Here is a 24,640-nt window from a genome sequence, read left to right as displayed (position 1 = left end):
CTTCCGCATAGGGTGTAGCATCATCATATTCTCGAAAAATAGGGAAGGAGCATAACGAAATGGCAGGATTGGAACGTCACTATTTTGCGCGGGGTAATACGGCTGAGGGCTTGGTTAGTCTGGTGGATTCTATCTATTATAGATTAAATACGGTATACGTGCTGGAGGGAGACCCGCAGGAGATCGGCGCGATTCTGGCCCGGCTCTCAAACGGGTGGGGCCGCAAGGGCTGGAGCCTGCATTTGATTCATCAGCCGCTGCAGAGCGATTTGCTGGAAGGGATCATCCTCGAGGATGCCGGGATCGGCCTAATTGCGGATCGGGCCTGGCCGGAGGAGGGAGTCCCGGAAGGCCTTGAGGTGCGCCGCGCCGATTTCAAAAGCGACCCGAGTGGGGAACGATTAGCGGAGCATTCGGAGCATATTGAAGCGCTGGAGCACAATATAGCCGAAGCCTACACGAAGGCGTACGAGACTTTTCAGCGGACTCTGCGCATTCATGATGACTGGGAGAAGATCTACATCGACACCCTGGACCGGGCCGTCATGAATCAGCTGGCCGTGGACTGGGCAGACCAGTACCTTGTTAGCGCAGCGGATGCAGGGCAGGCCGTTGATACAGGCAACAAAGGGTCTGGCACGGTGATCCGCCGTTTTCTTGGAGCGGCAACCTGGCGGGGGGCGGTTGATTTTATCCTTAATCTGACTGAGGATGTGCCGACGCGAATTTTCGTGAAGGGGCGTCCGGGTTCAGGAAAGTCGACGTTATTCAAAAAAATCGCAGCCACGGCAAGCGAGCGCGGAATCGACACAGAGATATACCATTGCGGCTTCGATCCGAACAGCCTCGATATGCTCGTGTTCCGCTCACACGGCGTGGCGATCTTTGACAGCACGGCGCCGCATGAGCATTTTCCGCTGCGCGACGGGGACAGCATCCTGGATGTCTATGAGCTGGCTATCGCTCCGTACACGGATGAGAAGTATGCCGAGGAGATCGCCGGGGTCAAGGCCCGGTACACGGCTTCGATGCAGCATGCCATTTCTTATCTGGGAGAGGTGAAGCAGAATCAGGACCGCTTAAGCGCGATTTACCGCAGCCTCGCCGACGAGGAAGCCCTCTCCAGGCAGGAACGGCTGCTGACGGAGGAAATCGAAGTCAGAGTGGGTGCATCAGGGGCTGCGGAATAAGCAATGGTGATATGCTGCGGAATAAGCAATTGGCAATGTAAGATGAAGTGAAAAAAAGGCCGTAAAATCCGATATATTGGAGAAGCTGTGAATATCAGGCGGGCGCTTTGCAAAGCGTGCGTCTTTTTTCCATGAATGCTCTATATCTTGCTTTTTAAATGTGTAATAATCTAGATATGATAACGCATACAAAACTTTGAATGATCGGGTGACATTATGATTTCAAGCAGACAACAGCGAATGCTCAAGCAGCTGATGGAGAGCGACCGCTACATTCCTCTGCAGCAGCTGGCTGATGAATACGGAATATCCCTGCGAACGGTGCGGGGCGATCTGCTGCAGCTGGAGGATTGGCTTCGCGAGCGGGGCGTGCGCCTGGAGCGCGACCGTTCGGCTGGCGTTCGTCTGCGGCTGGAGACCGGGCAATCGGAGCGGCTTGCCGTGCAGATGGGGGAGCGGCCGGAATATATGGATGCCGAGCAGCGGATCAGCCTGCTGCTGAAGCAACTGCTCCAGGAGACGAAGCTCTCCGTGAAGGAGGTCATGGAGGAGCTTCAGATCAGCAGAAATACGCTGCTGCAGGATCTGAACGAAATCAAGCAGCGGCTGATGAGCTGGGAGCTGATCCTGGTGCGGGAGCGCGGGGAGCTGCATATCGAAGGGCCGGAGAAGCGCAAGCGCAGAGCCTACTTGCAACTGCTTCGCTCCGAGATTACGGATGACAAGCTGCTGCGGTATATCCTCGATCAGCGGGGCGATTCGTACTCGCCGGCGACGCTATGGAAGGACTGGTTCGAGACGGACGATGCGGCGATGCTGTTTGATACGATCCAGCGGCTTGAGGAGAAGATGGGCGTGCAGTTCACGGACGCGGGGTATTCCACGCTGATTCTCCATCTGCTGATGGCCATGGAGCGGCTGAAGGGCACGCACTCGATCGAGATGGACCGCGAATCGCTGACCGAGCTGCAGAGCCATGAGGTATATGAGCTCGTAAAGACCGAGGTCGTGCCGGAGATCGAGCAGCATTTTGGGGTGGAGCTGCCCGCGTCGGAGATCGGGTACATCACGCAGCATATTCTGGGCGCGCAGAAGCAGAGTCTGCCGGCCGAGGAGCTGATCATCGCTGATCTGGCCAAGCAGATTATTCTGCGTACCGAGCAGGAGCTCGGGCGTCCGCTGCAGATGATCGACCAGATCGTGCAGGGGCTCGTCATCCATTTGAAGCCGGCCATCTACCGGGCGAAGTTCGGCCTCCAGTCCAAAAACCCGCTCATGGAGCAGCTCGAGGCCCAGTACGGATCGCTGCTCAATTTGCTGGAGCGGATCGTCAACGAGGTGATGGAGCCGTGGTCGGTCGTGTTCGACCGGGATGAGGTCGGCTACATCATGTTCCATATCGGCAGCGGACTGATTCCGCCAAAGGCTCCTGTGCGCAAGCGCGTGGCGATTGTCTGCGGCTCAGGGCTCGGCACTTCGGCGATGCTGAAGCGGCGGGTGGCGGTGATTTTTCCGCAGGTTGATATCGTGGGCACTTATTCTTACAAGGAATCGGCAGAGATTACGCTGCAGACGGCGGATGCGGTCATCAGCACGATGGAAATCAGCCATGCTCTGCAGGTGCCGTGGATCAAGGTATCGCCGCTGTTGAACCAGGAGGATCAGAAGCAGATTACGAGCTTTCTAGGCGTAGCGCCTTCGGGCGAATCGGCTGCGGCCGCGGCGGCGGTGCAGGCGGTGAATGATATTTTTCAGGTGGTCGAGCGGAACGCGCATATTCACAACCGGAACCGGCTGCTGGAGGAGCTGCTTCATTTGTTCCAGGGCGGAAGCAAGCTTGGCGAGCAGGAGGACGAGGCTTGCGGATTAACGGCGCTGCTGTCGCCGGAATCGATCCGGCTTGGACTGGCGACGATGCCATGGGCGGATGCGGTTCGCGAGGGAAATCGGCTGCTTATGGACCGCGGCGTCTCGGACGCTAAATACGGGGACAAGCTGGTCGAGATCATTCAATCCAACAAGCATCCGTTTATTATCCGTTCCGGGGTGGCTTTTCCCCATGTCTACATGCCGGAGTGCGTGAGGCGCACAGGCTTTAGTGTGATGACTTTTCGCGAGGAGCTGGCGTTCGGTCCGTCCGGTCAGCCGGTCTGGCTGATGATCACGCTGGCAGCGATGGATAAGGAGCGGCATGTCGCCGCACTGGGAACGCTGCTGGATGCGATGAACGATGAGGCGTTCATGGAGGAGCTGCGGCATTCGCAGGATGCGCAGGCGGTATGGCAGAGGCTGAGGGAGAAGGAGGGCTTATGAAGAAAATCATAGTAGCTTGCAACAGCGGGCTCGGCACCAGCCTGATGATCCGGCTGAATGTGGAGGCGCTCCTGAAGGAGTGGGGCCTGAAGGCCTGGGTCGAGCATACGGATGTTTCGTCGGTCGACACCTTCGATGCCGATCTGATCATAGGCTCCAATTATATTATGGAGTCGCTGCAGCTCGCCAGTGACGTTGAGACGATCGGACTGGACGATATTACGGACCGTCAGTACCTGAAATCGAGGCTGCTGGAGAGCGAGACGTTCCGGCAGTGGTTGGCGATGTAGACTTGTAGGTTTGTAGGCTTGTAAGTTTGAAGGCTGGGTAAGCTTCAACAGATAGCGATACAGAGGCAATTTATAAGTACACAAATAGCAGAGATACAAATAACAGATATAGATATAAGTACAGATATAGACATAGACAAGCAGAGACAGACAAATTATTAGAGCGGGGGTTGCCCATGAATGCTACGCAAATGATCAGCAAGGGGCTGCTCGGGGAACCTGCCCTGCTGCTCGGGTTAATCGCGTTCGTTGGATTGCTGCTGCAGAAGCAGCCGTTCCAAAGGCTGATTCATGGCACGATCAAGACGATGCTCGGGTATACGTTACTGCAAATCGGGGCGAACGCCGCCGGGTCTTCCCTTTCCAATCTATCGGCGGTCATCCAGAAGGGCTTTCAAATTATCGGGATCATCCCGCATAATGAGACGATCACGGCCTTGGCGCAAATCAACTATGGCGAGGAAATTGCGCTCATCATGCTGGTCGGCATGATTGCCCACCTGATGATCGCCCGGTTCACGCGCATCAAATATATTTTCCTGACCGGTCATCATATGCTGTTCATGGCTTCACTGCTGGCAGGCGTGCTGGTGTCGATGTCGCTGCCGCTATGGCAGGTGATGGTTGCCGGAGGAATCGTGCTGGCCTTCAGCATGTCGTTCGCTCCGCTGATCACGCAGCCGTATATTCGGCGGGTCACGGGGAACGATGATTTTGCAATAGGCCATTTCAACAGTATCGGCTATGCGCTGAGCGGGTTCGTAGCTTCCTGGTTCAAGAAGGGGCCAGAGCCGCCGGAGTCGAAGGGGCTGCAGAAGCTGCGCTCTTTTTTCCAGGATCATATGGTCGTTATTACGGTATTTACGTTCGTGCTGTTTCTGTTCTCGGGACTGTTCATCTCCCCTGGGGGAATCGAGGAGATGTTCTCGGGGCGGCATATTCTGGTCGTGTCCCTGATTCAGGCGACCTGGTTCGCGGGGGGCTGCTATGTTATTCTGGCGGGGGTCCGCATGCTGCTGTCTGAAATCGTGCCTGCCTTCAAAGGGATTGCCGACCGGATCGTGCCGGGGGCGATTCCTGCGCTGGACTGTCCAGTGCTGTTCAAGTTCTCGCCGTTCTCGGCGATGATCGGGTTCCTGCTCAGCTTCACGGGAGGGCTGGCGGCGATGCTCGTGCTGCTGCAGGTGCAGTATACCGTTATTATTCCCGGGGTTATCCCGCATTTCTTCTCAGGCGGGGCGGCTGGGGTTATCGCTTATAAAATAGGGGGCCGCAAGGGGCTGGTCGTATCGTCCTTGATCCATGGGTTTGCGATTACGATGCTGCCGACTTTTCTTATTCCGCTGCTGTCGAATCTTGGCTATTTGCGCGCGACCTTTGCCGATAGCGATTTCTCGGTCATCGGGCTGCTGGTGCATGAGGTATTCAGCTGGTTCAAGTGACGGCTGCAGACAAAAGCCTGATTCAATCCTCACGGAGGGTTGGGGTCGGGCTTTTTTGGTGTCTGTTTTTTTGCCGGAAGAAGTGGCAGAGACTTGGACTCACAGTATTGTAAGCGCATCCAATATAATTAAGGCATAAAGAACAAAGGGGGATATACATGATGGGTATGAAAAAATGGATGAGCTCTGTTACCGCACTAACGATGGCTGCGATGCTGTTCACAGGCTGTGGATCCTCGGGCGGCAGCAATGCCGGACCGGCGAATAACGGAGGCGGGGACGCCGCTCCGGCGAAGCCGCAAGGCAAGCTGACGGTATATGTCGGATTCCAGGAGGACCACGCGGTAGCCGCGATCAAGAAGTTCACGGAAGATACAGGCATCGAGGCCAGCATGATCCGGATGTCCGGAGGCGAAATTCTCGCGAAGGTCCGGGCGGAGCAAGGCAACCCGCAAGCCGACGTGTGGTACGGCGGACCAGCGGACACGTTTGTACAAGCCACATCGGAAGGGCTGCTGCAGCCGTATACATCGCCAATCGCCGAGAAGGTCGACGCGAAGTATAAGGATCCGGACGGCAACTGGACGGGCATCTATGTAGGGGCGCTCGGTTTTGCTTCCAATAAGGAGTTTTTGGCGAAAAAAGGCGTTGAAGCTCCGAAGACATGGGAAGACCTGCTGAACCCGGCATTTCAAGGCGAAATCGTCATGGCAGACCCTGCTTCCTCCGGTACGGCTTATACGGCCATGTACACCGTGCTGAAGGTGATGGGCAGCGAAGAGAAGGGCTTCGAGTATCTCAGCAAGCTGCATCCGCAAATCCAGCAATATACGACCAGCGGCTCCGCTCCTGGACGAATGGTCGGTATGGGTGAGGCTGGCGTAGGCGTTCTGTTCGCGCATGACGTGATCAAGTATCAGGAGGAAGGCTTCGACAGTCTGGAGCTGACGATTCCTGAAGACGGTACGGGCTACGAGACAGGCGCGATCGGCATCATCAAAAATACGAAGAACGAAGAGCTTGCACAGAAGTTCGTGGATTGGGCACTGTCTCCGGCAGGCCAAGAGGTCGGCAAAACTGTAGGCAGCTACCAGAACCTGACGAACCCAGATGCGGTAGGTCCGGAGAAAGCTGTGAAGCTGTCGGATATCAACACGATCGATTACGACGTCGTTGAAGCTGGTAAAGAGCGTCAACGCCTGATCGACAAATGGAGTGCCGAGGTTAAGAAATAACTATCAGTAGATATTCAGAGAGGAGAGAGCTTGAATGAGCGCCATGTTCAAGAGATTCAAGCGCGAGCCGCTCCTGCCGATTCTCATCGTGTTGGTCATGCTCTGCTTACTCGTATTTATCGTCTATCCCTTATTCCAAATAGCAAAGTCCAGCTTCGTCGGGTCCACCGGCGGAGTTGGCTTAGAGGGGTATCAGAGAGTATTGTCCGGGGGCGGGTTGTTCCACGCCCTGGTCAACTCCCTGGTGCTGGCCGTATTGACGGCTACGTTGTCTACGGTGATTGCGTATGTGTTCGCTTATACGTTCGCTTATGTAAAAGTACCGTTCAAAAAGCTCTTTAACGGCATTGCCATTCTGCCGGTCATTTCACCACCGTTTGTTATTGCCCTATCCGCCATGCTGCTTCTCGGGAAGCAGGGGCTGATCACGAAAAATTTACTGGGACTCGAAAATGCGAATATTTACGGGCTGCATGGCCTGGTTCTTGTGCAGACGCTGTCTTTTTTCCCGATTGCATTCCTGACGCTGTCAGGGCTGCTGCGTTCCATTAGCCCATCCCTGGAAGAGGCCAGTCAGAACATGGGGGCCAGCCGGCTGAAGACGTTCCTTAGCGTCACGCTGCCGCTGTCCGTGCCGGGGATCGCCAATGCATTCCTGCTCGTGTTCGTTCAATCGCTTGCCGACTTCGGGAACCCGATGACGATCGGGGGGAACTACTCCACCGTTGCGAGAGAGATCTACCTGCAGGCCGTCGGAAGCTATAATCTGCAGGCTGGTGCCGCCCTGGCGATGGTATTGCTGACGGTAACGATTATCGTCTATATTTTGCAGAATTTCTGGGTTGGCAAGAAAAGCTATGTCACTGTAACGGGCAAGCCTACCGGACAGCGGAGAATGATTGAGTCCGGGGCTGTTAAACATGGACTATTCACATTTTGTATGATCATGTCGATAGCTGTTATTGCGTTCTATGCACTCGTACCCATCGGTTCATTCATCAAGCTGTGGGGCATTAACAACAGCCTGACGCTGGATCATTACAAATATGTATTCTCTATAGGACAGAAGGCGATCAAGGATACGCTGACGCTTGCCATTGTGGCGACGCCGATCGCGGGATTACTGGGCATGATCATCGCTTTCCTGATTGTCCGCAAACGTTTCTTTGGTAAAAAAGCTTTGGAAGTCATCAGCATGCTGTCGATTGCGGTGCCGGGTACGGTCATCGGGATCGGGTATATTCTCGCGTTCAACAAAGCGCCATTAGCGCTGACAGGTACAGGGATCATCATCGTTGCTGCGTTCGTTGTGCGCTCCATGCCAGTGGGCATTCGCTCCGGGGTGGCGGCTCTGCAGCAGATCGATCCGAGCATCGAGGAGGCGGCGACGAATCTGGGGGCGAGCGGCTCCAAAGTGTTCACAAGCGTTGTGCTGCCGCTGATCAAGTCCGCCTTCTTCAGCGGTCTGGTCAACAGCTTCGTGAAGAGCATGACCGCGATGAGCGCCGTGATTTTCCTCATATCCGCCAAGTACAACCTCATTACCGCGTCGATTCTGGCGCAGGTCGAGGCCGGCCGGATCGGCGTCGCCAGCGCCTATTGTACGATCCTGATCCTGATCATGATCGTGGCGCTCATCTTGTTAAACTTGCTTGTGAAATGGATGGGCGGCAAAGAGCAGTCGGCTTGATGAGCGAAGGGTTAGGGGTAGGGTTGATCACTCGGCCCCTTATCCTTGCTTCGCGGCTACGCTCGCCATTGCCGATGGGTTGCATCCTTAAGGAGGTATGTTAATATGGCTAAATCAGTCACACTTAAAAATATATCCAAAGCCTTCACGAACGATAAAGGCGAGAAGTCCTACGCTGTCACCGGGGTTAATCTGGAGATCGGGGAAGGGGAGTTCGTAACTCTCCTTGGCCCGTCCGGCTGCGGCAAAACGACAACGCTGCGCATGATCGCCGGATTCGAGGACATTACCGAGGGGCATATTTACTTCGGGGACGAAGCGGTGGACCAGATTCCGCCGAACCGCAGAGACTGCACGATGGTGTTCCAATCCTACGCCTTGTTCCCGCATTTGACCGTGTTCGACAACATCGCTTACGGGCTTAAGATCAAAAAAATGGCCAAGCCGGAAATTGTCTCGAAAGTTGAATCCGTCTTGGATATAATGAATTTACAGGATTATCGGGATCGGATGCCGAACCAGCTGTCCGGCGGTCAGCAGCAGCGGGTAGCGCTGGCCAGAGCGCTCGTCATGGAGCCTGGCGTGCTGCTGTTCGATGAGCCGCTGTCCAACCTGGATGCGAAGCTGCGCCTAGTGATGCGGGACGAAATCCGCCGCATTCAGCAGCAGATCGGCATTACCGCTGTGTATGTAACGCATGACCAGAGCGAAGCGATGAGCATGAGCGACAAGGTCATCGTCATGAATAAAGGAAGAATCGAGCAGGTCGGCACGCCGATGGAGATTTACCAGCGTCCGAAGACGAGGTTCGTAGCCGATTTCATCGGAACCGCCAACTTCATGGAAGGCACGGTCAAAGGCTCGGAAGACGGCCGCTTGCTCGTGGAGACGCCTTCCGGCATGCTGCGGGTTCGCCGCGAGGGATATAAAACGGGTGACCGGGTGACCGTGGTAATTCGCCCCGAAGCCGTATCTTTGGCCCAAGGCACGGAGAATCAGGGCGTTGTGAAAAAAAGCGTGTTCATGGGGCAGACGCAGGAGTATGAAGTATTGTTCGAGGGACAGCTGTTCCAGATTACCGAGCATAACCCGATCCAGGAGAAGGTCTATCCGGTCGGTACCTCCGTATCGCTGCAGTTTGCGGAGGATGCCCTTCATGTAATTTAACTTCAGCCTGCATCCAGACGATTTGACATCATGCCACAGAAGGAAGGGGATTGCATGAAAAAAATAGCCATAGGCGGTTTGCTGCTGTCCCTGCTGATGTCATTATTTCTGTCCGCCTGCGGCAAGGAGAGCTCGGGAACGCTGACGGTGTATGCCGGGCTGTATGAGGATCATGCGATTAAGGCGATGGAGACCTTCCAGAAGCAGACCGGCATCAAGGTGAATTACGTGCGCATGTCGAACGGAGAAATTTTGTCGAGAATCCGGGCGGAGCGGAATTCACCGAAGGCCAGCATCTGGTTTGGCGGGCCGGCAGATACATTCATCCAGGCCAAGGGCGAAGGCCTTCTGGAGCCGTATGTTTCTAAAAATGTCGAAGCCATCCCTCAAGAATATCGCGATCCGGAAGGGTATTGGACGGGCATTTACGTGGGCTCGATCGCCTTCGTCTCCAACAAAACCTGGCTGCAGGAGGTAGGGCTGCAGGCTCCGCAGTCGTGGTATGATCTGCTGAAGCCGGAGTACCGGGGCATGATCTCGATGGCGGATCCCCGTTCCTCGGGGACAGCCTACACGACTTTAGCTACGCTGGTACAGCTGTTTGGCGAGGACAAGGCTTTTGACTACCTGCGCCAGCTGCATCAGCAGAATGTCATCTACACCACCTCCGGCAGCATTCCCGGGCGTACGGTGGGCATGGGGGAGGTCGGAACGGCCGTCATGTTCTCCCATGATGCGCTGAAGTTCTACAAAGAGGGCTTCCAAAACCTCATCATCGGCTTCCCGACCGAAGGCACGGGCTACGAGATCGGCGCCGTCGGCATCATCAAGGGCGGCCCGCAGCAGGAGGAAGCCCGCCAATTCGTCGATTGGGCGCTGACCAAGCAAGCCCAGGAGCTCGGCAAGCAGGTCGGCAACTACCAGCAGCTCACCAACCGCGACGCTATCGCGCCCGAGGAAGCGATCCCGCTGGAGAAGCTAAACGTCATTCCCTACGACCTCGACTGGGCCGGCCAAAACCGCGAGCGCCTGATCAACAAGTGGACGACCGAGGTGCTGGGAGTGGGTAAGGGGAAGGATTGAGGGAGCTTTTGGGTGAGTGGGGATATGGTGAGGGAATTGAAGGCTTAGGAGAGGGCTTAACTACAATGTTGTAGTTAGGCTCTTTTTGTCGTTTCCTTGATTTTACAAATGGGCTATAATCTTGGGTAATGAGGGATTCAGTTCTAGGTATTTAGTAATTCGAAGAAGTAGTCGACGTCACTGTATTCATGCATTGAACTACGGCCCTTAATCTGCGTGGCTAAATCCCTTGAGCCCGGCGCGATAGCGCCCTAAGCCTCTCGGGGCTCGTAAATACGTTAGGCGAAATACCATGAGATAATTTTATAAAAGGTATCTGTCATTGTTTGTAGAATGAATATAACATGTAGTTGCTATTTCTATGAAATAAGGTGATAAATTGGTTCTTGATATAAATGATTTTAAATTAGGAGTTGATGGTAAATTTTGGAATCACCTGACTAAGGAAATGAGTTTTAAAGATATTGTGAATTATAAGGATATTAAAAAGGATGAATTTATCTTAGAGTTAGGACAAGAAATAAATAATTACGAATACAATTTTATGAAACCATATTACTTTTACTCTCCTAAGTCTAAAGGTATATTAAGAAAAATAAAACTCTATTCGATAGGAGACACGAGTGTTTATTATTATTGTGTTAAAAAAATACAAAAAGAACTATCTGATGAAATACGAAAGAATAGATTAGTTTATGGTGGGTTTCGTTTTACACCAGAATTACGACTACGGGACGAAGATTTGTTAAATATGACGATTAATTATGAATATGATGCTGGATTATCAGTGAATAACTTTAGGAAGGAGTGGAGCCAGTACCAAAAATTGGCTGATTCACTTTCACAAAAAAATTATTCTTATTATATACATATTGATATTGCACATTTTTATGATGATATCAACCTGGATATACTTGAAAATAAAATAAGAAGTATAGTTAATGGTAAATCCAAAATTATCGATTTACTTTTTAATTTTTTAAGATTTTCCGATAAACGAGATCTTGGATATATTCAATCAAATGTAGGTATACCACAAGAAGAGGTTGGGGAAATGTCCAGACTTCTTGCTAATTTTTATTTAGCTAGTTATGATACGGAAATGATACGATTTATGAAAGCTTACTTTAAAGAAGAAGAAAAATTCACATACACCAGATATGCTGATGATATGTGGTTTTGTTTTCACGGTGATTATGATGATGGGCTAAGAATAGTTCAAAAGGCATCGTTTGAATTAAGTAAATTAAAATTACATATTAGTGAAAATAAACTCGAGTTCTTTAGTGTCGATAAGTTTATTCAACATTGGCATTTTATCGAATGGGAAAGCATGTTTGAAAACAAGAAGAATCTAACTTACTTATTTAATTTATATTTGAATTTACATACTAATCAATATGGTAGATGGTTTTCACTAGCTTCTTACATCTTACAGATTCTTATATCTAATGAAAAAAGTATTGATGTAATTTTTATTTCAGTTGATAATGCGAGAGCATTTCTTGACTCAATCGTAAAAAATCCTAAATTTATTTTTAGATTAAAAAATGACAAGCTACATTTTTTCAAAAAGCTACTTAATAAATATCCAGAACTTAGACAGGATTTAGAAGCTCACCTACAAAATAAAGGAAGTATTTATCCGAATGTTGAATACTTCATTCTGGATTTACTTTCTGGTATATCGGAATATGGAGCTGACATTGATTTTTTTATAAATCATTATTTCAGTTCATTTAGTAGAGAGTATCAATGGTATTCAAGATGTCTTTGTTTAAAGTATATCATTGAAAATTTGGATTTTATGGAAAAGAACCGAAAAGAAAGTTTGACAAAATTCATGAATCACATTGAAAGGGCGAAGAAGTATTTTACTAAGTTAGAACGAAGATATGTTATATCGTTCCTTTCTAACTTAAGGAACGATAAGGGCGGAAGAGTATTAAAAAGGTATTTTAATACCCCTGAGGATATTGTTTTTATTAACTTTTTAAGGATAGATGGTCTTTATCACGACAAGTAAACTACAATTGTTGGTGATATTAATAATAGACAAATGGTGCAAAGGTGATAGATACAAGTATATTATTATCCTATTAGTATAAATTCTAGGAGGGCATATCCCATGAAAATAGTAAGTTTGATAAACATGAAAGGTGGAGTAGCTAAAACAACTTTGGCAGTCAATATTGCTGATTATTTATACCAGCGACACGGTAAAAAGGTTTTAGTTATAGATGTGGATCCACAATTTAATGCAACGCAATGTCTAATGTCGGGTAATGAATACATAGAATATATTAAAAACAATAATGATACAATTCTTAATGTTTTTGACAGGAACATAAGACCATCAATTAGTTTTACAGAGGGGCTAACTGAAAGTTTTCCTAAAAATCTAGAGGAAATTGTACCCTATAAAACTAATAGGGGATTTTATCTTTTACCTGGTGTTTTAGATTTATATAAACTTGAAATGGCGTCTGGTGAAGGAAGAGAATTTAGAATTAAAAACTATTTAACAGGACTACAGGAAACCTATGATTACGTAATAATTGATACACCGCCAACTCCTTCGATTTGGATGACGAGTGCGCTTTTAGCCTCTGAGTACTACCTGATACCAGTTAAACCTGATCCAATAAGTTTAACAGGAATCGACTTACTCAATGGAATAATATATGAGAAGATGAGTAACTTTGGAAATAAAATTAAATGTGCTGGTATTGTTCTTACAGTAACAGAGGAGAATACTAGTGTTTATAAAAATGCCCAGAAAAACTTGCAAGAAAGTAAAGTGTGGAAGGGGAAATTGTTTTCAAAGTCTCTAATAAAGAGAACTGAAATTGCAAAAAAACAACTAGAACAGAAATTTATCCTCGATATTGATGATAGTAGATTAAAGAGTAATTTAACTAGTATAGTAAAGGAGTTTATCGAAAGGGTGGGAGAAAATGACCAATAAAATAAATAATAAGAAAAGAGATGAATTATTTAGATCAATTGAATTTTTGGAGGAATTAATCTGGCTTTTTGATTCGTCTAACATAGCTAAGATCAAGAATTCTCCTCAACACTTAAGGGAATTACTATTAATGGGTAATGAGTTAAATAATAGTTTTGATACAGAGATATTGGGTGGAGAATATAAATCCCCAAACCCCAATATTCATTTCTTGATAGGGGTATTACCTAGGTTATTTAAAGATGAAGACCTTTTCCCTACAAATAATTCCATTATTGATTTTGCTGAGGAGTTCTTAAATCTGAACTTGCCTAAATCTGGGAAAAGATCAAGAAATGAAATAATTGGAATGATCGTTTGTGAAACGGATAATCTATCAGATAATAAACTGAAAAGATTAGTAACTGCATTGTCTAAAATAGTATCAAATGAAGAGCAGTTGAAAAAAATTAAAGTGGATAGATCTAATAATAACTTTTCATGGAATGAAACAATTCAAAAATTAACGGAGAGAAGACAATGAGTCGAAAGATATCTCAAGATGCAGATTTACTTATTGAATATCTAAGAGAATTTGATTTAAACGATTGTTTAAAGGAAGATAATTATATTATTTTATTGAAATCGATGCATAGAAAAGCTTATGGATACCTACTTTTTATTGCTGAATTAGAAGTTCTACAAAGAAATGTTAAAATAATAAGTGACTTATCACTTATCTATTATAAAGAGACCACATCAGATATTATTCAGTCACTTTTTTGCTGGGCAACTGGGTCTTATAAAGCTGCAAACATTATGCTCAGGAGTTCTATCGAAACGTTCTTAAAAGCAACCCTAGGTACAGAAAATGAAGAGATTTATGATGAAAAAAGTATATATAAATTGTTTGAAAAAGCGAGTGAACATGAGTTTTTTTCAAGTAGTGTAGGATTGAATAAGTATGGCATAATACATGGTATTTATAAAGATTTGTGTAAATTCGCTCATAGTGCAAGGGATATAAACTTAGGTACCATTACCTCTATTAATTTACTGCCTAGGTTTAATCAAAAGTTAGCTAAGGAATATAATGTAGTCTTTCTAAAATTACTAGATTCTATTCTTAGTGTTACTTTACTTAATTTTGAAACTGTAGTTAATCAGATGCATTCATTAAATAAAGATTTATTTTTGTCTACATTGACTTTGAATGATAAGAAAGAAATATTTGAGAATCAGTATGTTGATACTTAATCTCATGGGATAATATTAGAAATTAAATACTAAACAAGAACAAAGCAATTTTTGATTAGGTGAAGATTGTTTAATATAATTGAAGAAAACTTCAACTAATCTGAGAGGGAACTAGCAATGATAAGTTACAAACCATTACACAAATTGCTGATAGATCGGGATATAAAGAAACAGGAGTTATTAAAAATGACAGGGATCTCATCAGCAACGATGGCTAAATTGAATACGAATGAATATGTTTCTCTAGAAATCATTGATAAAATTTGTGCAGCGGTTGGATTGTCAGCCTGGAGATTTATTGGAGCATATTCATGAACATAAATGAAGAATTAATAGAGCGTAAAATGATTTTGCAATAAGAGTTAGTTATCAAAAGTATAATCAGACAAACACGCCCCAGCCTAAGATAAGAGCGATCTTCGGCTGGGTTTATTTCTTGAATACATAGAACATTAGGCGAAATTAGTGTAAGGTGCTGAAAGGATTGCATGAAGCCAAGACGGACAGCTCACCCCTAACTTCGGTTGCGCAGTTAGGGGTGAGCTGTCGTGAGCATAAAAATTTTAAGTAAAATCTCGCTTCGTGCTATCCTTTACGCAAAGTTCCACATCATGCTGACAAGTTTGGTATAAGTAAACAATCGTTCTTCCGTAATATACAAAAGTCATCTCGCCACTACCTACTAGTAATGGAAAGACCTTAGCTCTACCGCTTGCCGATGACCTCTATGATCAAGTTGGCACCAAGTCTGAACCCATACTGAAAAGTAGCTTCAGCATATATACTGTCCACGCTACTACGCAGGTCAAAATACTCCTCAAGCTCACGAAACGTTTCCTCACCCAATCGGTTTCGCCATTGCTCCGTTTGAACCGATATTTGTCGACTTAGAGAACGGTATTCTGGATGAGACGGCACAATAGCCTCAACAGGATCAAGTTCCCCCCGGTACAGGGCTTCCAGAATCGAATTCATATTTTCCCCCTATTAAGTATAATCGCATCACTTGTATGAGATTCCTGCACATGATAGGATATTTATGCAGTCTGCTCAATAAAGCGATTGCGCGATAGGAAGTGGCGGTGTTCTTCGTGGGACGCGCCGCTTCCTTCTTTATTTTTGGAGATCGTCATACATCTTCTCAATCCCTTTGCGAATCACATCTGAACGGCTCGTATTCAGCTTCTCGGTGCAAGCATCGAGCTTATTCAAAATGGCTTGATCGACGCGTACTCGAATCAAATCGCTTTTGGGATTGTCAGATGGTGGACGCCCCATCTTTTTGGACGACATCGCTTCACCCCACTTTTTGTGTCCATAATAAATATATTATTGTAGCCACAAAAAGTCAAACCAATCCTGCTTTTTCTTAATAGGCTAAATATTTATGAGCGAGAATGTCTCTTGTTATGCTTAGCATTGTAATTGGATAGATATATTCTACCTCCTAAACCTCATTTGCATTCGCGAATTGAAATTTAACTTATTGAATATTATTTCAATATATTGAACTTTCATGTCAAGAGAACATGAATATATTTTTGATTAGGCGAAGATTGTTTAATATAATTGAAGAAAACTTCAACTAATCTGAAAGGGAACGAGCAATGATAAGTTATAAACCATTACAAAAATTGCTGATAGATCGGGATATAAAGAAACAGGAGTTATTAAAAATGACAGGGATCTCATCAGCAACGATGGCTAAATTGAATACGAACGAATATGTTTCTTTAGAAGTCATTGATAAAATTTGTGCAGCGTTGGATTGTCAGCCTGGTGATTTATTGGAGCATATTCCTGAACATAAATAGAGAATGGAATAGAGCGTGAAATATTTTGTAATAAGAGTTAGTTTTAAAAAATATATTCATAACGCCCCGGCCTAAGATAAGAGCATCTAAGGATGGGGCGTGTCGTAGATTCTAGGAACGTTATTTTAAGATCTTGATAATCCCAAACTAAGAATGGATCGAACAACTACCAGCAGCTTATCAACCACGACGCCGTCGTGTCCGAGAGATCCATCCCGCTGGAGAAGCTGAACGTCATCCTTGCATTTGAGGAACTTGAAAAGTGCTTGATCATCGTCGATCTTTGTTGGTTGTGCTTTTTCGATCCGCATATGGTCGAGATTATCGTATCCACCAACGAGTTTTATATATTTTCATAGCGTTAAACATAAGGTTATATTTAGATGTCACTTTGATTAAGGCATAGTATTCTGCGTTGTTAAATTCGTAGTACTCAGCGAACTCTTGCATTGTGTTACGCTTAATTATGGTAAATTGAGTCGAATTTTGCTATGTTATAGACTATTAACTTATAAAGGAGTCCATATGAGTAGAACACTTGATGAATTACAAAAAGAAATCATTTTTGAAGCAAGAAAAGGGTTCCCAATTTTGCTGTCTGGCGTAATTGTTTTTTTGATTTTCACCTTTATGCCTTTAGTTTTTCCAATTGAAGCTGTGCGTTTAATTTGGATATTTGGCTTAGGTGCCATTTTTCCTTTTGGAATTCTAATTAGTAAAATTCTTGGTGTTAATTTACTTGCTACCGGTAACCCTGTAGGTACTCTAGGAGGAATAGTTGCAGCTCCGCAAGCCTTTTACATACCTGTATTTATAATTGTGTATATGAACATACCTGAATACCTTCCCTTCACCATCGGTTTACTTGCAGGCTCTCATTTTCTTCCTTACATGTGGATTTATAAAAGCAAAGCCTATTTATTCGTTACTTTAGGTACCTGTTTTTCTTCCCTAATCTTGGGTGGATTCCTTGTTGATCAAGCATTCACTCTTGTACCTTTAGCAATAGCTATTGTGTATGGTATTGGTGCTTTTTTAATTATTAGAGAACTTAAAGCTAGTCCTGTTTAATCACCTTTTATAAGGTGATTTTTTATTTAAAAGAAGAGAATTCTACATATATATAGTTTTTGGCCTTATATGCCTTTGCTCTTGCGCCCTCGATCCGTCCGAATCCGTGGGAAGATTTTGGGTTTTTTGTGAGTAAGAATATGGTGAGGGATCAAAGTCTTAATAAAGAGTCTAACTACAATGGAGTAGTTAGGCCCTTTTTGTCGTTTCCTCTATTTTACAAATGAACTATAATCTTGGGTAGTGATGTATGGTGTTGGGAAAAGGTAATTATAACGAGGAGAAAGAGGGGAGGATAATGGATTGTGAAATCCTGTGGAAATGGAATGGTATACGAAGCTCGTGAATTCATCTGCTTGGGTGGATTAACGAAGTTCGCGAAAAAGGAGTTATAAGAAGGCGAAAGACTTTTTAAAGAAGGTGATTCAAAGATGTTAGTTAAAATAGAAGCACATCGATATATGTACTATTTCCTAAAAAGCAAAGTGACATTATTTGAGTTTGAACAATGGATATATGATCACGAAGAGCTTGAAGAGATTTTAGGTGAGGCTGAATATTTACAATTTATATCAAGAGACTACAAGAATCAATATGCTTACGAAGATACTGAAAAACAAATAAGAAAACTGATTGATATAGCTACATATGAACAAGAAAGAGTTGTAAATTTACTGATCTCATTGACTGAAAGTAATAATGATGAAATAGATGTCATGGATCTTTTGTATGAAGAGTACTGCAATGGGTATACATTTTTGAGATATATCGCGTTGACAGCTGTTGCAACATCAGAGGAATTAAAAGAAGACCTGAAAAGAAATAAAACAAAGCTCAAGGACTAAAATAAATCAATTGTAAAAGAAGCAAAGAGACTGTTAAACTTCTTCGATAGAAATGAACTAGCGATTGATATGGAACATGAATACATTGATCGAAGAAAAGAGGAAGATAGGATTGAAATACATAGTATAAATGAAATGTTTAATACACGAAGGGAATCTTAGGTACTTTTCTATAACACCGTGTTCACGCATCGGGGGACAATCGCCCTCGGTTCGGCAATCGCCTTAAGCTTCTTCGGTTCGTGAATACGTAAGGTGGCTATATCTAACACAGTATCAAGCTGAGGGGCACCGTAAGAGGTCAGGGGGAATAATGAAGATATTTTCAAAGAAAAATAGTGAAAATAGTCAAGATATATTATCTGTTGATATGGAAATAAACACTAGAAAGGTATACAAAAATATAACAAAAGTGAAAGGACGAATGGTTCCTGTTATTGATTGGAGAGCTTCTCTATATATTAATGGGAATAAGTTGGATCAGGACGAAGTGTTTGTAGAAGAAGAGTTTTTCAAGTCCTTACTGCATCCAGGAAAATACCCTATGTTTACATGTACTTGTGGAATATTTGGTTGTGGAGGCTATTATGTTGAGGTTATCCATGAGGACAAAAGTGTGATTTGGATAACAGAGCAATCCCCTTTCGAGGATCGTTCCATCAAAAGTTCAAATAAGTTCATTTTTTCATGGGATCAAATGATCAGGTTTTCAGAAGAGTTAGTACAAAAATTTGAGAACCTCAATAGTTTAATGAATACTAATGACTTAGATTTTAGTTTTGATGTTGAGAGGTATAACCGGATAATAAATAAAGCTATTGATAGAAAAACAATCAATAACAATTTTTAAGGTACACGATTACTGTAGAGACCTAAAAAACCGCACAGAGTGCTTAATTCAATTTCGTAATTCATGTTCAATATCCTTTAAGCGGATCGTTTTACCTTGTTTGAATTCTAACTCTGCTTGTTCAATTGCTTTCAGGTCATTTTCACTTAATTCCTCCTCATCATAAGGAATGTTTGCATCTAGGGGATTGCTTATGAGACGTTTTAAAAAGTCAGCCACTAAAGGAATATCCTTATCTGGTAACTGATGAATTAAATTAGCTAGATCTTTCTTGGATACGGCCATTTTCAACAGCCCCTTTCATTTCGATTGTAGCAATGAAATTCAAGAATAATAACAAACTTGAAGTTGTCGGTAATTACAAAGAAGCAAGTAGACAGTGGAATTGTTTCAGCGAATAACCCTGCGAGGCTATTAGATTTAAGGAAGTGAACAAATGTATATTACTGGGGATCTGCATGGATATATCGATATTAGTAAGTTGAACTCAAAACGATTCCCACAGAACAGTAGGCTAACTAAAGAAGACTTCGTTATCATAGCAGGGGACTATTGATTAGTGTGGGATAATAAAATTGATGAAAAATACTGGCGAAAGTGGTTAAATAATAAGAATTTCACGACCCTTTTTATTGATGGAAATCATGAGAACCATGACATGTTGGATTCCTATCCAGTAAATACTGGAATGGCGGTAAAGTACATATTATTAATGATAGCATTATTCATTTAATGAGAGGTCAAGTCTTTACTATTAACTGATATAAATTTTCCCGTTCGGTGGTGCCCAATCACATTTGGCCATTTTCATAATGATCTTAAATTACCCGAAAAACACGATTGATATATAACAGCATTGAAGCATTGTGATTGTATATCGATGATTGCCCCCTTTCCACGTATTGGAAGCCGTGCGCCCCTGCCAGTTAAATTCTAACTATGAAAAAAGGTGAGATTATTGTGGTACATCCTGTTTTTATTAAAGGAGATTTAGTCGAAAAATTTCGTGAGCATTTGATAGAGTACCCTTATTATCATATTGTTCATGAAGGAATAAGCCATTTAGAATCTCCAATTAAGAAATTTTCCAATATTGAGATTGAAGGGGTTATTAATAGTTTTGAGAAATCTGATTTCCCTTTAGCTTGTCACGCGGGAAGCAAAAGTACTGAGAAATTTTTTGATTATCATATAGCGTTACGATATGGGAAGGACAAGAAAGAAGTCTTTGTTTATGAATTAATAGTTCGTGAGGAAAAAGACAGGAATATTATTAATGGAGTACTCATGGCATTTTATTTGCTAACATTAAGCAGATTCGGGATTGAAAAAATGCTAGTTCCCTATAACCTAGGAGATTTAGGGAGTATTGATGATATTAATATTGAATCTATAGGTGATAATTTAACCCTCCTAACACGTCATTAAGATCGCGTCGCAGATGCTCGAATGTTATTAGAAATCGAGGAAAAGGAAGATCTTCATGAAGCTAATGCCAGAATATGCACAAATCTTAATTGTGGGAGTAGTATTTCAGAATTCATGGACTTGGTATATTACTGAAAGAGAGTATTGGTTTTTGAACATAGAAATGGAAGAGAGATTTGGGATTGAAGTTCTTGATGAATCAACTGCGGAGACTTTTTTACATAAAATAGAGAAATATAAAGTATCAACCTTAGAACTGACTGATATGATCGTGGAGCTTAAAAATGTATTCCAGTATTACGACGAAGTGTTAGAATTTTTACCTACAATTTATGTCGATTTTGATAATAGAGAATTCTATTCGTCATTTCCAGAGCCTATGTCATTTGAAGATTATGTTCCAGAAGGCTGGATAGGCGAGTATAAAAGCTTCTATGAATTAGTGCCGGTTGAGGAAAGATATTGGCTCGTTGACAATGAAAATTTATTTGAAAAATTATACAAAGATCTGAGGAAAACTTGGTTTGATATTTAATTCAGGACTCGACTTCTGATAAACTCTGCAATGTATTGCGACACCAATTCTAGTGTAAGCGTCCATTTGTCGGCTGCGGAAAGAACAAACAGAAAATTGGACATTTATCTTCACAACCTGGTGCATTGTTAGTGGGGCCGCAATTGAAGTTGTTATGGCTGCTCAAATAATTACAGAGCAGCCGCGTCAATTGGTGATGTTCGGAGAGCTGCTAAATCCGCTTCCCGGCCAAAGATCCCCCAATTTTCTTCGGGGACTTCGTGAATGATGATATAGACGGGGATGAGATCAGAAGTGCCGAGTTGCCGTCCGAAAATTGTGCTAGCTCCTTCGATCAGCCTCATTTTGGCGTCGCCGTCTAAACCGCCCTCAATGACGAAAATCTGCACGCTGACAACATTCGTTGTCGCTTCTTTTTCTCCCATAAAGACGGTATCCTCATCGTAAAGATTAAAATAGGTCCAAACCGTACTTTTGACGAAGGGTGATTTTGGCAACGATTCGCATTCAAGCGCAAAATCTGTAAGTTCTCCGACAATTGATCGCCGTGCCTTCAAATCGAACGCAGCTTCAGGTGCGTGAACAATAATCATTGGCATTGTATTTTCCTTTCCTTAGACATATTATGAGGCCGCCGCGTCTCTACTCAGCGGCCTCCGACAATTAGAAGGAAGGTGCTTTGCGGCCATTACTAGCGATCAGATGTTCTGGCCACCCGAGACCTCGATTCTCTGCGCATTAACCCAGCGATTGTCGGAACCGAGTAAGCTGGCGACTGCGGGACCAATGTCGTCGGGTACGCCGACACGACCAAGGGCAACCATCGCGGCAAATGCGTCATTGTAAGCAGGCGTGTCGCGTACAGCACCGCCTAGAAAATCGGTTTCGATTGCACCAGGTGCAATGGTATTAGCGGTGATACCGCGATGACCGAGTTCTTTGGCCATATAGATGGTTAGAATCTCGACCGCTCCCTTCGCCGCAGAGTAGGCGGAGAATCCGGGATAAGATACACGGGTGAGACCTGATGAGAAATTCACAATACGGCCACCATCTGCAAGAAGCGGCAGAAGGGTCTGAGTCAAGAAAAACACGCCCTTGACGTGCACATTGAACAGGCCGTCGAACTGAGCTTCTGTTGTTTCGGCGAAGTCTATCATTTCTCCGTGGCCGGCATTGTTCACCAGATGATTGAAAGTGGGGCTATCCCAAGTAGAATGCAAGGTCGAACGGACTGTCTCAGCAAAGGCCGCAAAGCTGGCGATGTTTCCAACATCGAGTTGTAGAGCGACTGCTTTACGCCCCAGAGCTTCGATTTCAGCAACAACAGACTTTGCTTCTTCTGCTTGGCTGCGATAGGTCAGGATGACATCACCGCCATGACGCGCAATACTGATGGCAGTATTGCGACCAAGTCCGCGGCTGCCGCCAGTGACGATTGAGATATTTGTCATTGTCAACTTCATCCTCTCAATAAACGTTATTAAATACACCGTTATCATAAAAGATAAAGCTCACTTGAAGTCAAGAATTTTTTGGTAAAATAATAAGTATATAAATGAGCAGAGAAATTCTTTGTTTTAATCATATTTGCATCATTATTTACAGCCGAAATACGGCGAATTAAATTAGAAAAGCCAAGAAATCACTTGAAGTATACTTTAACAGAAGGGGATGAAGGTTTATTTTATGTTGACAATAAGTGAAGTAACTGAATTGACAGGAATAGCGGCTCCCACACTTCGATATTACGAAAAGGAGGGGCTGCTTCCACATGTGAAGAGAAATGCAAGCGGGAAGCGGTTATATGACGAAGAAGATTTAAGCTGGATACACTTTGTTACTGCACTTCGGGCAACAGGAATGCCGATTGCCCAAATTCAGAAGTATGTATACTTGTATAAAGAAGGGGACTCAACGATTTCGGAACGAAAAGGGATGATGCTTCATCATAAGAAAGAAATTGAGAAGAGTATAAAGGAACTATATTTTAATTTGGACAAAATAAACTATAAACTTGCTCTATATGATGTATTAGAATCACAGATTGCACGGACTAACATAAAAATTTGACTTAAGCGGGGTTAAGGCTTTTGATTCAGAGGACGTTATCGGAAACACCTGCAAAATAATAGCAATGACCCATCCTGAAGCATTCTATACTTCATATGAAGATTCTGTTCAAACCCCATTAGACGAGGTAGCCAAGAGAATCATGAATGAGCAGGATGATTACATATTGGGGGCATTTAAGGAAGACGGACAAATTGTAGGGATGGTAGGCTTTAAACGTGGGCAGGGGATGAAATTTAAACATAAAGGAATGATCTGGGGAGTATATGTAGCTCCGGATTATCGGGGAAAAGGAATAGCTAAAGAACTATTACAAGAGGTTCTGAGAAGAGGGAAAGACATAGAAGGATTAAAACAAATTAATCTTAGTGTTGTAACTGCTAACAAAGTAGCAGTTGGTCTTTATAAGATTTTAGGATTTGAAACGTATGGAACCGAGAAGAACGCATTAGAATATCATGGCCGCGGATACGATGAAGAATACATGACTTACTATTTAAGATAAATTCGAAGAGGACAGGGGAAATTGACTGCACCGCGTTCACGTAGCGGGAATTATGCCCTGGTTGTTAGATGTATGAAATTCAGACACCTAACGCCCCAGCCCTAAAATAAGAGCTGGATAAGGCTGGGCGTTTCGTGATTACGTGTTTACCAAGGATACTCGCAGTAAGAAAACAATAAGTTGGAAAAGTGGTGAATCTATGAATATTAAAGATTTAGTACCTCTACACAAAAGCGACATTGAACGAGTTAGCTTGCTCAAGCAGCAGCCCACAGAAAATCTGAAAGTTATACTTCCCGAGCTCTTAGAATGGCTGCAGGATGGTAATTGGCCAATAGCAAAGGATATAGAAGACATTGTATTGGGATTTGGAATAGAGCTTATCCCGCATATTAAACGCATATTTAATTCAAATGATGGTTGTTGGAAGTATTTTGTGCTTCACGGATTAGTAAATAGATTGCCAAAAGATATCTTGTTAGAACTACGAGAAGATTTAGAGAGAATGCTAAATAATCCATCAAGGGATGAGAAAGATGAGGAACTAGATGATATTTTACAAGAACTATTAGAAAGAATTGCGTGAGATAAGCATCTAACAAATAACTTAATTCCGAGACTCCACTTTCGTGAAGTCTCCTTTTGTGATTTCCTCTATTTTATAAATTGGTTATAGTCTTGGATGAGTATGGATGGTATCGAGGGGATATACATAGGTCATAGTTTGTACAATAACAGGTAAACAGTTTGTGTAGCGGGCTGTGACTCAGATATTTAATCGTTCTCCTCGACTATACCTATTTTATAAGAAAATGAGATTCACCAGATTAAGCTGGTCAGCCTTTAATACGAATTTTTTTACAGACTCCAAAAAAACGTGTAAAGAAGTAAGTGTCCTTTACACG

At 44.1% G+C, this 24,640-nt stretch carries 26 protein-coding genes and 1 pseudogene; 22 read left to right on the top strand and 5 right to left on the bottom strand.

The window, feature by feature from the left end:
• Window positions 1-59 precede the first annotated feature (59 nt).
• The 13 genes and pseudogenes from BN2762_RS10170 (at window position 60) to BN2762_RS10110 (ending at window position 14,939) form a co-directional block, all read left to right on the top strand.
• Window positions 60-1,190: a hypothetical protein gene (locus BN2762_RS10170; protein WP_055106894.1), complete on the top strand. Its 1,131-nt coding sequence runs from the start codon at window positions 60-62 to the stop codon at window positions 1,188-1,190.
• A gap of 240 nt (window positions 1,191-1,430) precedes the next feature.
• Entirely contained in the window at window positions 1,431-3,503 is a 2,073-nt protein-coding gene (locus tag BN2762_RS10165) for a BglG family transcription antiterminator (protein ID WP_055106893.1), read from the top strand.
• Window positions 3,500-3,793 carry a PTS sugar transporter subunit IIB gene (locus BN2762_RS10160; RefSeq protein ID WP_055106892.1) on the top strand — a complete coding sequence of 98 codons (294 nt, stop codon included), beginning with the start codon at window positions 3,500-3,502 and terminating at the stop codon, window positions 3,791-3,793. The genes BN2762_RS10165 and BN2762_RS10160 overlap by 4 nt, the downstream gene beginning before the upstream one ends.
• Before the next feature lie 176 nt (window positions 3,794-3,969).
• The gene (locus BN2762_RS10155) at window positions 3,970-5,235 is read left to right on the top strand and encodes a PTS ascorbate transporter subunit IIC (protein ID WP_055106891.1); all 1,266 of its coding nucleotides are present in this window, start codon (window positions 3,970-3,972) and stop codon (window positions 5,233-5,235) included.
• Between the two features lie 158 nt (window positions 5,236-5,393).
• On the top strand, window positions 5,394-6,470 hold the full coding sequence (locus BN2762_RS10150) for an ABC transporter substrate-binding protein (RefSeq protein ID WP_230202477.1): 1,077 nt from the start codon (window positions 5,394-5,396) through the stop codon (window positions 6,468-6,470).
• Between the two features lie 34 nt (window positions 6,471-6,504).
• On the top strand, window positions 6,505-8,160 hold the full coding sequence (locus BN2762_RS10145) for an ABC transporter permease (protein ID WP_055106889.1): 1,656 nt from the start codon (window positions 6,505-6,507) through the stop codon (window positions 8,158-8,160).
• A 105-nt stretch (window positions 8,161-8,265) separates the two neighbouring features.
• The gene (locus BN2762_RS10140) at window positions 8,266-9,327 is read left to right on the top strand and encodes an ABC transporter ATP-binding protein (protein WP_055106888.1); all 1,062 of its coding nucleotides are present in this window, start codon (window positions 8,266-8,268) and stop codon (window positions 9,325-9,327) included.
• A 54-nt stretch (window positions 9,328-9,381) separates the two neighbouring features.
• Window positions 9,382-10,410: an ABC transporter substrate-binding protein gene (locus BN2762_RS10135; protein ID WP_055106887.1), complete on the top strand. Its 1,029-nt coding sequence runs from the start codon at window positions 9,382-9,384 to the stop codon at window positions 10,408-10,410.
• A gap of 379 nt (window positions 10,411-10,789) precedes the next feature.
• Window positions 10,790-12,436 (top strand): reverse transcriptase domain-containing protein, encoded by a 1,647-nt coding sequence (locus tag BN2762_RS10130; protein WP_055106886.1) that lies wholly within the window; start codon window positions 10,790-10,792, stop codon window positions 12,434-12,436.
• Between the two features lie 102 nt (window positions 12,437-12,538).
• Window positions 12,539-13,378, top strand: a complete 840-nt coding sequence (locus tag BN2762_RS10125) for a ParA family protein (RefSeq protein ID WP_055106885.1) — start codon at window positions 12,539-12,541, stop codon at window positions 13,376-13,378.
• Window positions 13,368-13,901 (top strand): hypothetical protein, encoded by a 534-nt coding sequence (locus tag BN2762_RS10120; protein ID WP_055106884.1) that lies wholly within the window; start codon window positions 13,368-13,370, stop codon window positions 13,899-13,901. Before BN2762_RS10125 ends, BN2762_RS10120 begins: the two co-directional genes overlap by 11 nt.
• On the top strand, window positions 13,898-14,614 hold the full coding sequence (locus BN2762_RS10115) for a hypothetical protein (protein WP_055106883.1): 717 nt from the start codon (window positions 13,898-13,900) through the stop codon (window positions 14,612-14,614). The genes BN2762_RS10120 and BN2762_RS10115 overlap by 4 nt, the downstream gene beginning before the upstream one ends.
• Window positions 14,615-14,731: 117 nt before the next feature.
• Window positions 14,732-14,939 (top strand): annotated as a pseudogene (locus BN2762_RS10110) (helix-turn-helix domain-containing protein).
• A 380-nt stretch (window positions 14,940-15,319) separates the two neighbouring features.
• Here the strand turns inward: BN2762_RS10110 and BN2762_RS10105 are convergent.
• A complete protein-coding gene (locus tag BN2762_RS10105; protein ID WP_055106882.1) occupies window positions 15,320-15,589 on the bottom strand; it encodes a DUF6809 family protein in 270 nt (89 codons plus the stop codon).
• 138 nt (window positions 15,590-15,727) lie between these two features.
• A complete protein-coding gene (locus tag BN2762_RS10100; RefSeq protein WP_055106881.1) occupies window positions 15,728-15,907 on the bottom strand; it encodes a hypothetical protein in 180 nt (59 codons plus the stop codon).
• A gap of 314 nt (window positions 15,908-16,221) precedes the next feature.
• On the opposite strand from BN2762_RS10100, the gene BN2762_RS10095 reads away from it, so the two are divergent.
• From BN2762_RS10095 to BN2762_RS10075, 4 genes are all read left to right on the top strand, one after another.
• A complete protein-coding gene (locus BN2762_RS10095; protein ID WP_055106880.1) occupies window positions 16,222-16,428 on the top strand; it encodes a helix-turn-helix domain-containing protein in 207 nt (68 codons plus the stop codon).
• A gap of 525 nt (window positions 16,429-16,953) precedes the next feature.
• Complete coding sequence (locus BN2762_RS10085) at window positions 16,954-17,499, top strand: DUF7010 family protein (protein ID WP_055106878.1); 546 nt, start codon at window positions 16,954-16,956, stop codon at window positions 17,497-17,499.
• A gap of 431 nt (window positions 17,500-17,930) precedes the next feature.
• The gene (locus BN2762_RS10080) at window positions 17,931-18,344 is read left to right on the top strand and encodes a hypothetical protein (RefSeq protein WP_055106877.1); all 414 of its coding nucleotides are present in this window, start codon (window positions 17,931-17,933) and stop codon (window positions 18,342-18,344) included.
• Window positions 18,345-18,657: 313 nt separating this feature from the next.
• Window positions 18,658-19,194 (top strand): hypothetical protein, encoded by a 537-nt coding sequence (locus tag BN2762_RS10075; RefSeq protein WP_055106876.1) that lies wholly within the window; start codon window positions 18,658-18,660, stop codon window positions 19,192-19,194.
• Between the two features lie 48 nt (window positions 19,195-19,242).
• Here BN2762_RS10075 and BN2762_RS10070 read toward each other — a convergent pair whose 3' ends face one another.
• Entirely contained in the window at window positions 19,243-19,479 is a 237-nt protein-coding gene (locus tag BN2762_RS10070) for a hypothetical protein (protein ID WP_055106875.1), read from the bottom strand.
• 654 nt (window positions 19,480-20,133) lie between these two features.
• Between BN2762_RS10070 and BN2762_RS10065 the strand changes: the two genes are divergently transcribed.
• Both BN2762_RS10065 and BN2762_RS10060 read left to right on the top strand, forming a co-directional pair.
• Window positions 20,134-20,622 (top strand): hypothetical protein, encoded by a 489-nt coding sequence (locus BN2762_RS10065; RefSeq protein WP_055106874.1) that lies wholly within the window; start codon window positions 20,134-20,136, stop codon window positions 20,620-20,622.
• Between the two features lie 55 nt (window positions 20,623-20,677).
• On the top strand, window positions 20,678-21,157 hold the full coding sequence (locus tag BN2762_RS10060) for a hypothetical protein (protein ID WP_055106873.1): 480 nt from the start codon (window positions 20,678-20,680) through the stop codon (window positions 21,155-21,157).
• A 170-nt stretch (window positions 21,158-21,327) separates the two neighbouring features.
• On the opposite strand, the gene BN2762_RS10055 is transcribed toward BN2762_RS10060, so the two are convergent.
• Both BN2762_RS10055 and BN2762_RS10050 read right to left on the bottom strand, forming a co-directional pair.
• On the bottom strand, window positions 21,328-21,756 hold the full coding sequence (locus BN2762_RS10055) for a tautomerase family protein (RefSeq protein ID WP_230202476.1): 429 nt from the start codon (window positions 21,754-21,756) through the stop codon (window positions 21,328-21,330).
• 99 nt (window positions 21,757-21,855) lie between these two features.
• Complete coding sequence (locus tag BN2762_RS10050) at window positions 21,856-22,611, bottom strand: SDR family NAD(P)-dependent oxidoreductase (RefSeq protein ID WP_055106872.1); 756 nt, start codon at window positions 22,609-22,611, stop codon at window positions 21,856-21,858.
• A gap of 235 nt (window positions 22,612-22,846) precedes the next feature.
• Here BN2762_RS10050 and BN2762_RS10045 point away from each other — a divergent pair, with 235 nt between their 5' ends.
• The 3 genes from BN2762_RS10045 (at window position 22,847) to BN2762_RS10035 (ending at window position 24,321) form a co-directional block, all read left to right on the top strand.
• Window positions 22,847-23,230 carry a MerR family transcriptional regulator gene (locus BN2762_RS10045; protein ID WP_055106871.1) on the top strand — a complete coding sequence of 128 codons (384 nt, stop codon included), beginning with the start codon at window positions 22,847-22,849 and terminating at the stop codon, window positions 23,228-23,230.
• A gap of 64 nt (window positions 23,231-23,294) precedes the next feature.
• Complete coding sequence (locus BN2762_RS10040; RefSeq protein ID WP_083484849.1) at window positions 23,295-23,735, top strand: GNAT family N-acetyltransferase; 441 nt, start codon at window positions 23,295-23,297, stop codon at window positions 23,733-23,735.
• 142 nt (window positions 23,736-23,877) lie between these two features.
• On the top strand, window positions 23,878-24,321 hold the full coding sequence (locus tag BN2762_RS10035; protein WP_222861058.1) for a DUF5071 domain-containing protein: 444 nt from the start codon (window positions 23,878-23,880) through the stop codon (window positions 24,319-24,321).
• Window positions 24,322-24,640: the final 319 nt, after the last annotated feature.

Origin of the sequence: Paenibacillus ihumii (genome assembly GCF_001403875.1) — a bacterium.
Lineage (GTDB): Bacteria > Bacillota > Bacilli > Paenibacillales > Paenibacillaceae > Fontibacillus > Fontibacillus ihumii.
Note: the sequence above shows the minus strand (reverse complement) of the source record. Positions and strands in the feature narration are given on the sequence as shown.